Annotated in this window: 11 protein-coding genes; 4 read left to right on the top strand and 7 right to left on the bottom strand. The window is 42.8% G+C overall.

The window, feature by feature from the left end; translation table 11 throughout:
• On the top strand, positions 1-1,042 hold a 1,042-nt coding region (locus LDN30_RS11650; protein WP_223929586.1), incomplete at its 5' end, for a hypothetical protein.
• 354 nt (positions 1,043-1,396) lie between these two features.
• Here the strand turns inward: LDN30_RS11650 and LDN30_RS11645 are convergent.
• The 3 genes from LDN30_RS11645 to LDN30_RS11635 all read right to left on the bottom strand — a co-directional run bounded on the left by LDN30_RS11645 (position 1,397) and on the right by LDN30_RS11635 (position 4,098).
• A complete protein-coding gene (locus LDN30_RS11645) occupies positions 1,397-2,347 on the bottom strand; it encodes a transposase (protein ID WP_223925535.1) in 951 nt (316 codons plus the stop codon).
• 127 nt (positions 2,348-2,474) lie between these two features.
• Positions 2,475-2,873, bottom strand: a complete 399-nt coding sequence (locus LDN30_RS11640) for an ISAon1 family transposase N-terminal region protein (protein ID WP_223925533.1) — start codon at positions 2,871-2,873, stop codon at positions 2,475-2,477.
• A gap of 211 nt (positions 2,874-3,084) precedes the next feature.
• A complete protein-coding gene (locus tag LDN30_RS11635) occupies positions 3,085-4,098 on the bottom strand; it encodes a hypothetical protein (RefSeq protein ID WP_223927754.1) in 1,014 nt (337 codons plus the stop codon).
• Positions 4,099-4,152: 54 nt separating this feature from the next.
• Between LDN30_RS11635 and LDN30_RS11630 the strand changes: the two genes are divergently transcribed.
• Complete coding sequence (locus tag LDN30_RS11630) at positions 4,153-4,764, top strand: hypothetical protein (RefSeq protein ID WP_223927756.1); 612 nt, start codon at positions 4,153-4,155, stop codon at positions 4,762-4,764.
• A gap of 17 nt (positions 4,765-4,781) precedes the next feature.
• The gene (locus LDN30_RS11625; RefSeq protein WP_223928320.1) at positions 4,782-5,015 is read left to right on the top strand and encodes a hypothetical protein; all 234 of its coding nucleotides are present in this window, start codon (positions 4,782-4,784) and stop codon (positions 5,013-5,015) included.
• A 539-nt stretch (positions 5,016-5,554) separates the two neighbouring features.
• On the opposite strand, the gene LDN30_RS11620 is transcribed toward LDN30_RS11625, so the two are convergent.
• The 4 genes from LDN30_RS11620 to LDN30_RS11605 all read right to left on the bottom strand — a co-directional run bounded on the left by LDN30_RS11620 (position 5,555) and on the right by LDN30_RS11605 (position 10,541).
• The gene (locus tag LDN30_RS11620; protein WP_223927758.1) at positions 5,555-7,327 is read right to left on the bottom strand and encodes a hypothetical protein; all 1,773 of its coding nucleotides are present in this window, start codon (positions 7,325-7,327) and stop codon (positions 5,555-5,557) included.
• Between the two features lie 250 nt (positions 7,328-7,577).
• On the bottom strand, positions 7,578-8,912 hold the full coding sequence (locus LDN30_RS11615) for a relaxase/mobilization nuclease domain-containing protein (protein ID WP_223927760.1): 1,335 nt from the start codon (positions 8,910-8,912) through the stop codon (positions 7,578-7,580).
• Positions 8,909-9,301 carry a hypothetical protein gene (locus LDN30_RS11610; protein WP_223927762.1) on the bottom strand — a complete coding sequence of 131 codons (393 nt, stop codon included), beginning with the start codon at positions 9,299-9,301 and terminating at the stop codon, positions 8,909-8,911. Before LDN30_RS11610 ends, LDN30_RS11615 begins: the two co-directional genes overlap by 4 nt.
• Positions 9,302-9,872: 571 nt before the next feature.
• On the bottom strand, positions 9,873-10,541 hold the full coding sequence (locus LDN30_RS11605) for a hypothetical protein (RefSeq protein ID WP_223927764.1): 669 nt from the start codon (positions 10,539-10,541) through the stop codon (positions 9,873-9,875).
• A 157-nt stretch (positions 10,542-10,698) separates the two neighbouring features.
• On the opposite strand from LDN30_RS11605, the gene LDN30_RS11600 reads away from it, so the two are divergent.
• Positions 10,699-10,857, top strand: coding sequence for a hypothetical protein (locus tag LDN30_RS11600; protein ID WP_223927766.1), 159 nt, complete (start codon positions 10,699-10,701; stop codon positions 10,855-10,857).
• The last annotated feature ends 16 nt before the right edge of the window (positions 10,858-10,873 follow it).

The following is a 10,873-nucleotide window of genomic DNA, read 5'->3' as shown; positions in this document are numbered from 1 at the left end:
GGAATACTCTATCATTATAGACGAGAGTATCACCGTCGGAAGTCAGAAGTTGCTGGTTATTCTCGCAGCTCCAGCACAGCACGAGGGCAAGACATTGAAGCATGGGGATGTCGAGGTGCTGGCAATGGCTGTATCGTCATCATGGAAAGCCGGAGACGTAGAAAGGGAGATAATAAAACTGAAGGACAAAATCGGAAAGACTCCAAAATATATTGTCAGCGACAACGGGCATAATCTCAGGAAGGGAGCAGAGTTAGCTGATGTCCCGCGCCATCGAGACATCAGTCACACGATTGGTCTTATTCTTGAGGACGAATACAAGGAAAGAACTGATTTCAAGGAATTTATGGATATAATGAACAAGAAGAGATTGTCATATCAGCTTACCGCTAACGCATATCTGCTCCCGCCAAAGTTACGGACCATATCGAGGTTCATGAATATGTCAAAGTGGGTGGAATGGGCTTGGGCCATACTCCAAGTCTATGACGATCTTGGCGAAAGCCAGAAGGCTGCCTATACGTTTGTGCTTGACTATAAGGAGCTAGTTACAGAGCTCTACCATGTAATGGAAACAGTTGACGTTGTATTCACGAAAGTAAAGAAAGAAGGTCTTTCGCATACCTCTGCAAAGTACTGCAAGGATTACATCTGGATCAATCTGTTGCGGAAGGACGAAATAGCAGAAGGATGCAAAAGAGTCGGTCGTGCCATAAGGCGTTACATAAATGAAGAGTGCGCCCTTCTTAAATCAAAGGACGAATGCCACAACATCACGTCGGATATCATAGAATCAACTTTCGGCGTTTATAAAAGCATACAGCCGAAAAACAAACACTGTGGGATAACGCCCATAGTTCTGGCCTTGCCTCTGTACGGAAAAGTTACGGACAGCAAAAAGAGAAGAAAGATTGACTTCAAGGAGAAAATGGAATGCGTGAGAATGGCTGATATAAAGGATTGGAAAGAAATGACTCTGCTTGACAATTGGCAAGTAAGGAGAATGTTGGACCTCAAAAGTAAGAAACGAAAAACGGCTTAAATTTTTGACAGCCTACCACTTAGACTACTGGTTGCGAAGGATTGTCCTAAATTCTTCAAATGTAGAAAAATCGGATACACATTCAGGAGAATTTAAATTTGATTTTGGGCCTCACAAAGAGATAATTCTCTATTCTGATGTTCAGAGTAAAAAGTACGTATTCCGGACTTTACCCGTTCACTTTGTAGCGGAATGTAGAAGGTAAAGATTCTAAACATTCGCTCGTTTTTGTTGCTCCGTTTTGCTGATTTTCTTCTCAAAAGTTGACAGAAATGAGCAAATTTATGCGTGTTTTGACCTTATTCCGGAGCAAGCGGCGCAGTTTAATTCTTCCGTGTTTGGAGCATGGCTCCGTTAGCCGAATATGGTGCATAGACGGTACATGAAGAACGGGATGTCAGCCACTCCGTGCAGTTGAGCCTTAAAGCCTTTAATCTTGGAGTTGAATGATTCAGCCGAAGCGTTTGTATGCCGGTTTATAAAATAGTTGAGGACTTCTTCCTCCTTTGCCTTGATGCAGTCTCTGGCAGATTTGATTTCACGGATGGTACAATCGGCAACTTCCTTATACCAACTGTGCAGTTCCCCCTTAGCCTGCCCCTTTGTGATATTCTTCTGGAAGATGCTTCTTATCTTACATATTAGAGAGTAGCCCTCCCTGAGCTTCTCATAGTTGTCGAACAATATCTTTGCCCTTGTCTTCTGATTCTTGCCCCATTTCTCTCCAGACTTGTATAGTATGGTTCTTGCCCTTGTCAACAGCTCGACCCTCGTGTCGCCGTTGGAGAATGTCTGCGGTTTGAACTTCCGTTTGCGGATGCGCTTCCTTCCGCGCTTCTTGCCCTTGACGTTCTTGCTTGCCTTGTGGCTGGCATACCACTCCCTGTTGTACTTACGCTTCCTTGCCTTCTCGTCCTCACGCTGGTTGTGCTCTGCGGCCTCCTTCTTGGTCTTGGTTACGGCAAGGCGCTTGAACCTGAGCCGCATCTCGTCGAGTGCCTCACAAAGGCGTTGTACGATATGGAAACAGTCAATGACTATTGTGGCATTGGGGAAGCAGGTCTTTACGATACTGTACATTGAATCGCTGAAGTCCATCGTAACCTCCCTGACCTTCTCACGCTCCTCCTTGGGGATTTTTAGCAGGATTGCGCTGACCGTCTCAGCCTTCGTACCCTTTACCGAGGCTATAAGCGTCTTCTTCATGCCGTGGCCAGCCTTGCTGGTCAGGAACACATAGACCTCGCCGCAAATCTGAGTCTCGTCAATACTGCAATACTCGCTCAGATTCCCCGCCAGCAGCATCCAGTCAACGGCATGGTCTTTCTGCTCCCAGTCATTAAAACCGCTCAGGCTTTCCTTGTAGTACCTCCCAAGCGTACTTGGCTTTAGGTGGTAGTACTTCCCTACGGAACTGAACGTAACGGGATTGTTATCGAGGATCGTCTTTTAAAAAAACACCGAACTCTACAGAGAGTTCCGTGCCGTCCGACTTCAACGGATAATGGTTAAGGATTATACTCCTACCGTCAGCATCCTTGTAACGCCTGCGGCGGACATGGAGTATCACCTTGCGGTCGCGAATCGGATAATCCTTGATTGTTGTAGGCTCGGTAAAGCCGTTTGGAACAAGGCCAAGTGTCTCTCCCTCACGGTTGTCACGCTCATCTAGATATATGTGAAGTATGGTGCTGAAGAATCCGTCAAACTTCTTAGTACCGTCATTGGTTTCTTCTTCTATTCTCACTATATCAAACCAGTCCAACATACCATTGGGAAGGAAAAAACTGGCAAAAAACTCATACTTATTTGGAACTTCTTTATGCTTCATGATGCAAAGGTACAAAACTAATAGAGAAAATGTACCGTCTATGCACCATATTCTGGCTGGCGGAGCCATGCTCCAAACACGGAAGAATTAAACTGCGCCGAGCAAGCCCGTTCACAAGGGCCGTAGGGCGACCTCGATTCCGGAGCATACCCGTTCACTTTTCACGGGCAGCAGCAGCGACTTTTTTCGACCTGTACGGTTGAAAATCCCATCATCCAACCATGCGGTAGCTGATTTCCTGCTTTGTGATCCATTTTCCAAGTTCTCCGTTAGTCATTGCTGCTGTAATTATGGCAAGTGCACTACTCCCTTTTCTTGACCATGACATGCCGTTGTGCTTTTGGCGCATTGCCACGACTAAGTCATTAGCTTTCTCTACGCGGTTACTTGAAATTCGAAGATTCAACTCACGGCGCAATGCATAGCATGTTAAGTTGGGGGACTTACGACGTATATAATCTTTGAGTTCTTCTATCTTCTTCAAATTTCTAACTTGAGATTTCTTTAATGAATCAAGATAGTTGATGGCGTTCTGATATCTTCCTGTCCAAAGTATAGATGCCAGTCTCTTCTTTATCTGCAGTTTCTCATCCTTTGCCCCTTTTATCCCCATGCTGAGGAATTCATTGCACTTCTTCTCCAGATGGAGCCAGTCAAGAATGAGGGTATACTGCCTGAATCCAAAGTATTTCTCAATGGTGTCACGAATGCATGTGGCCCCGTCAGAGAAGAATATGAGACGACTGCCCTCCATGAGTTTGTTTTCAAGAAGAAATGCAATGAGCAGTTTGAAAGCCTTGTCCATTCCTACGGCTGTCAGTGTGTACTGTTTCCCATCTGATTGAATGTGTATAACGGTATTTTCAACAAACGACTTACCCTTCTTGTATTTCTGCTTTCTCTTGGACTTTTGGAACCTTACTCCAATATCATCAACGCTGATATAACAGCATTTTGCAGTACCATCTTCAATTTCCAACATTGAGCTTGCATATTTCAGTTTCGTCATACGGTCTCTGCCTCGGTTGTACTCAGTGATGAGGTGGCGTATCTGTTTTTCCTCTATGCCTGCTGATAACTCCGGTTTAATGATTGATAGGGGAAGGTGTGAATCTTTTGCTATAAGGCCATCTTTGTCTATGTTATAGGATTCAAGTATCTTTTCAGCCTTGGATGTATAGCCGTCAGACAATGATTCTCCAAACGATTCAACCCAGTCTTCCAAAGTGGCACAAAAGGGATAATAGCAAGAATAGACTAACTTCAAAATCTTATTTCAATGTCATTTGTTATAACATTTAGCACTGTCTGCTTGGTCTTCTTCATCTTCCTTGGACTTTTCGAGGGTGCTAAAGCTCTATGGAAATCTAAACCGGAAGACGATGGCGAGGTTGAGAGAACACGAACATTGAGAAAACAGGTGAAAGAATCACTTGAGAGCTATCACGGCAAATATAAAGTGAGGGATTTATGGAGCCCAGATTCTTGTAAATACTGTGGAAAGCTATATTGTGAGGATTATGATTTCGGAATACCATTGAAGGCAGAGAGCATTGACGAGTTCTTGGGCACCATGGAAAAGGCTGTCCATGATGATGCATGGGCCAATAGGATGAAGGGCCTAGAGAATCTATCGCCAGAAGAAAGAAGGGACAAGGAGGCGGAGCCTAAATTATTAACCATCTTCACTATATCATTTTTCGTCTTGCTTATAGCATTGCTTGTTTTGCTGTTTTGGGAAGATTGTTCTTTTTATGCAATCGTGCTTACAATCACCATCTCATCCTTTCTAACTTTGGCCGGGGCTGTCATCGCTGGCATTATCATTTCCAAGCGTGCAAGACGTGCTAAGGCAGAACGATTGGGTCGGACTCAAATGCAAAACAAGTAGGAGAACTAATAGACATGATGAAAACTAACATTGATATTACAAACATGTGCTCACACCTACAGCATAAGCTGATGGATGATGATGGCGTCTACCACCAAATATGGCAGGCTATACAAGACAATCCAGAGCTAACGGCCGTGGTGCGTTCAAGACAGCTGCATATCTACCGCAACGGAAAGAAAGTGCTGATACTGAAAGGCAAGGCTGAACCACAGATAATCAGGGAAGACCCTGTATGTGGCTTGTTATAATACAGGATAGTTATCTAAGGAAGAACGTCTAATGGGTGGATGCAAGCCTGGATTCAATATAGGTAGACCTTCAGTCTCTGGATGATCTTTTGACTGCGGTTGACTATGAATGGTTCGCAGAAGTCGAGATACTTGACAACCGCATTAATGTATTCCTCTCTCGTTATACGTTGATTCCATCAATACCCATTCGAAAATTAAAGATGTCTTCGTATTGCACGTACCTCGCAACACGAAGAACTCTTGTTAAATAGAAGGGGTGTTAGCGTGGGCGAATCAGTTCTAGAATTTTTCAAAAGGTGGCATGGTCAGCTAATGCCGGCCACGCCGCCAATGTTCGGGATCGTATTCCACGGGAGTTAGGTTATTCTGCAAGTAATAGGCCAAACATTAATGGAAATTCGGCAGCGTTGCATCCCTGTCGTTTACATATGTAACTAAAAACATCCGCATCCGCAAAAGGGGCGGTCAAAGGCCGAACATTCCCGTTCAACGAAATTGGGATAATTGAGGCTTTTTTTACTGGGTGTTATATTTGCTTATTCTAGGAAAGATAGAACTCTACTTTGAATAAAATCCAAATCTGCGGACATATTATAATCTGTTTCCCCATTTAGATATATGTTTCCAAAAGGTCTATATTTAAACAAAAAATAATCTGTTGTCTTTCTGCCGTAATCGATATATCCATGAAAAGACTCAAGCTCGAAGTCATGCTCATCAACGTCATCATGGATTTCACCTAAATATTGAATATCTTGGAATTCTTCAGGAACATCTGCGTCTTCTGGCATTTCAGTTTCGGTACAATTGTCTGGGCTATCCTGCGCTTGATTGGCAGATTCTGCAAAAAAGTCTTGAAAGTCTGTTCCATCCTGTAATTTACTTAAATCACATTTTATAACTTTCTTTGAGCCTTTATTATTGATTAAAACAATCAAATTATCATTGTAAAAATAAACGTCTTCGAAATTTGATGGGAACAGATATTCTTTTAAAATGTTAGTAACTATCAACAATCCACTGTCGTTCCCGCGCTTGAATAAGAATTTATTGCAATGTAAAGGCAATCTAAATAACTGATTAGGATATCTTGGATTCACAATTAAAGAATCATAATAGCCATTTGATAGTTCTTCTCCCTTATAATTAAATATTCGAAACATTCTGTGATTTTCTGAAAGATCCATTCTCGTGACATCACTAAATTGCTCAAGGCCTCCAGTGATGATTGATTTACAATACGTCAAAATGAAGAATCTATCAAATATGTGACAATTTGTTCCGAACTCAGTTCTAAGCTTATCTTTTTCGTTCCTAGCAAAATGTAGACAATATTTGGCTTTGTAGGATGGGTGACGAAATGTATATTCTGCGAGCAGTCTAATTATTTTCACTTCTTCCCCTTTTACGGAAAATCCTTCTTGGAAATTTTCTTCTGTAATTACTCTGTCCGATATGTAATTAAAATAGAAGTCACAGAAAGTCTTATTGTTATTCCAACTCTCTGAAAAATATCTAAAAATATAAGAAAAATTAGAGTCTAATGCTGCTGCAATTACCTTCATGTTCATGTTTTCATCCTTTGGTAGAAGCTCTGATAATTTCTTAATACTTTCGACATCGCCATTTTCTTCATCTATTCGAATGCATATTTGCAAGGCTTCCTTGTCGTGAACATCAAGTAGTCTAACAATTTGATTCCTTTTAATCTCTAGTATGCAATCTCGATTATCCTTAATAACATTGATTTTACACTTTCCATTTTTGAAATTCCCATCTAACTGCACCCCATCTGGAAGAGTGAACAAGGATTTCATTGTATTAAAATCATACAATGTTCTGTTATACTCATTATAAAGTACTCCTTCTCCTTTGGGTACTACCACCAAATGTTCCCAATTCTTTGTGTTTCCATCAAGTATATAATCTGAAAGATACGAATCGTTATAGACTATAGGATTTCCGTATTTTGCCAATTCTTCTTTATCTAGTAGTTTTCCAGATTCAGAAAAAAATCTGAAAATACAGCTAATTGTATTGTAGTCTCTGTGAGCGTGATGGACAACATATGGATATTTACAAATATAATCACCGTATATTGTCCGTTGAATAGGATTCAACGGTGTTATAGTGATAATTTTATTGTCCTCGGTTATTAAAGCGTAAGCTTTGGCAGCATCAGACCAAGGTTCTGCTTCAAATGTGGCATCAGAAAATGTTCTAGGCACGTAACCTTCTGCTACAGCTATCCCTTTGCGGAAAGGACCTATTTTTTCAATCGTAAATTCTTTAAAGTTTTGATCTGCCATAATTAATTTTAATTTATGAATCAATCTGAATCTGAAGATTCTGACTTTACATGCAAATTTACATAAAATATCCGAATTATAAGCCAGAAAATAAAAATATTAGGTTTTTAGATGAAAATAAAGAAATTAAATAAATGTATTCTCTACAATCATAATCATCATCAATAGCGTCCTTCATTATTGTGATGATACCATAAAGGAGATTTTGCAAAAATAACCAGAGGTTATGGTTCGAATCAAGCCACTTCTTCTATCTTCTCCATTTGCTCTGCTGGTTCTGCTCATCGTCAATATCATTCACGTTCATGCCGTTGCCGACCTCATACTCACGGTTGGCATCCTTGGAACCCGTCTGTGAGTCCATTGGGGGTCTTGCGTTGGCAGTATCAGACTGATGTGGCTTCTGTTCCGTCTGAGGATGCATGACATGGACCTTCTTGGCAATGCCCTTTGACTCCAGATAGTTGTCATGAAGCTGGCAGACGACCGACCCGCGCAGGTTGATCGTCTCGCCGTTCCATGATACCGTGCCGCGATGTATTCGTGTGCCGAACTGCCGATAAAGAATGCGGTTTATGTCCATTGTCGTCAGCTTCGGATTATCGACCAACAGCTCGTCGATTGTCTTCTCAATCTTGGCAAAACGTGTGGCAGCATCCTCGAACTGAAGCAGTTCTCTGATGCTGAGAAACTCACCGCCCTTATAGACCGTCTTGTTCTTATGGTCAACAAGGATGTAGCCGTAGGGATTATCCGCCTTGCCGACGAATACCAGACTGATGCCGAACTTGCGTTTCATGTGAGCTGCAAGTTCTTCCTTGTTGGCAGACAGGTTGCGATACTTTTGCAGGATGGCACGCAGCTGTTGGCGTCGTCTGTTGTCGGGGCGGTTCTCTTTATTAGCATGACGAAGAATCTCTTGGAGTGACAGCTTTCCTTGACACGTGCTGTTCTTATAGAAGCTGACGGAATAATCCTGCTCATCTTCCTTACAGTCATAGCCCATGCTTTCAAGGATGGCGTAGAACTGAGCCTTGGAAGTATAACGGTAAGAAAGAGCCTCGTTCCAGACTTCGGTGTTGGCGGTTTCGGACGTTGACTGCTGACCATCTAAGTTCTGTCCTGCTTGCTGTGAATGATATTCCTGCATGATGCGCTCGCACGCTTCACGGCTACGCCTTTTTTCAAACTTGTCGGATATGCGATGACCATCCGGTGCGACGCGGCTGGTGATGATATGGATATGATTGTTCGGCGTGTCACGATGAGCATAGACCAAAAGCGGCTGTCCTTCTTCCGCATAGCCCATCTCCTTGAGGTAGCGGTGAGCGATGTCGAGAAGCTGCTCATACGAGTATTCATTCCCCTTGCAGCTGACAGCTACATGGAATTGGGTATTCTGTATCCGCGTGTTACGGGCTGAGTACAACTTGAAATACTCACGAAGATTGTCAGCAGTATAAGCTTCCTGCCGGAGTCCAATGTTCGCTGCCTCTGTCAGCGAAGCTTGTCCTTTCTCGACTTTCTTCTCATTGTAGGCGATGGCGTGGAAAGTAGTGGATGACGGGAGAATGGTGATGATCATTGTTTGTTCTCAATTTGGGAATGGACTTTGTCAAGCTCACTCTTCAGCTGTCTGATAATAGATATAGCCTCCTTCGTCTTAGGCAATAGGACATTAGAGAAATAGCTGGGCGACAGCTCACCGGCGATGGTCAGCTCATTGGCCCGGTGCATACTTTGGTTGAAGTTTCCACCCAACCAGGATAGTTGCTGTTGAAAAGTTTTGTAAAAAGAAATCAGCGTGTTCATTGACTTTACTTGCCCTCTCACTCCCTTGTCGTCCAAGAGCCGGACGGCATCCCGTACCATGGCACTGGTGTTGCCGCCATAGCTTTCAGCCTTCTTTTGGAAGAGCTGCAGCTCCTCCCGTGTCAGTCTAACCTTAAAGATGATGGTTCTTCCTTCTTTCATGATGATTGAATTTCAAATGATAAAATTGGGAGTTGCGACCTCATTTTCCTCCTGCACCAGCAGGCAAGTGAGACTTTTGGCGCGACATCGGCCTTAGCCGGTGTTGTGGACACAAAGTCACAACTTGCTACTCCCAATGGACTGCCGTGGCGGTGGCAATGCAAAATGATTAGGTTCGTATGCTGGTTTTCAAGCGGATATGTCATTTCATCTATAAAACTTGCGTAAGCGTGTATTCATCAGTTTCTCGCAGACTCAGTATTTTACTGGCTCAAACTATGCGAAAGATAGATTCTATCTTTAGATTGCTTGGATAGAATCAATCTGAAGATTGCTCAGATAGCATAGATAGAATCAATCTGAAGATTGCTCAGATAGCATAGATAGAATCAATCTGAAGATTGCTCTGATTGCTTGGATAGAATCAATCTGAAGATTGCTTAGATAGATAAGATAGAATCAATCCAAAGATTGCTCAGATAGATCAGATTGTTCAGATAGATTCTATCTTTTCTATGCGTTCGTGAGTTTGAATTCATCAGTGAGAATTCTGATGTCTAATCAATGCATGTTATCGGATAGTTGACTGATATTTTGTCAAGAAATCTACATTAAGAAAGACGCCGTTCTGACTATATCCATGCGTAAAAATGTTCTTGCATTTCACGTTGTTGTCAGCAAATGAAAGCAGCTCTTGGGGTGACAGCCGAGAAACATAATTGTCATCCGCCTGCCATCCGTTTGCCACTCCTCCCTCAAAACGAAGGTAGAGCACATACTCGCCCGAAGAGATCTTGATGTCCCTACAGAGTATCGGGTTGCGTTTCGTCGCAATCTTCATTTGCCGCCCCATAACCCTGTCGAAGCACTGTTGCAGAAACTCATTTCGATGCGTTGTCGTGTCGAACGGCGTGTTGGTCATGTTGGTACCACCAGGATGCTCCTTGTGCAGCGGTGACAGAATCAGCGTAATGCCTTCCATCGTAGCCTGTAGCTCCGTCTCCAACTGTTTGCAGAAGAGTGATACAAGCAAGCAGTGGAAAGGCGTCTCTACCGACTTGTCCACGATGGTCAGCTTACAGTCCTTCCGTCCGGCGAAGACACTGCGGAAGACAGCCCAGTGGCAGGGATCCTTGGATACGATACTCGGGAGGAACGACTGAGTAGTCGTGTCCTCTCTGAAGAACACATTGAATGTCAGAATAGCCTTCTGACTGTTTGGAGCGGTTTTTGTACTCATAATAATAGTGTTTTTGTCGCTCGGACAGATAGAAATTTATTGCATATTTATTGAAAATAACGGCTTAAAAAGTTGCGTATATCGAAAAATATTCGTATATTTGCATAGTATTAAAGAGTTAAACAACATAATTATTCACCCTCAAAAAGATGTCATCATGTTCGCACTCTTCTTCCTTTACGTACTCATCATCGCCGTCGCTGTCTTTGTCTTGAAGCTTATCTTATGGATTCTGTTGATTCCCATTCTGTGGACTTACTTCACCATTTCTGACGCTATTGGCAGAAAGAAGAAGGTAGCCAGGCAGCGCAAGTAACCGCACTGCCTGTGCC

Source organism: Prevotella lacticifex (assembly GCF_019973375.1).
Classification (GTDB): Bacteria; Bacteroidota; Bacteroidia; order Bacteroidales; family Bacteroidaceae; genus Prevotella; species Prevotella lacticifex.
The sequence above is the reverse complement of the archived record's forward strand: the minus strand, read 5'-3'. Positions and strand labels throughout refer to the sequence as shown.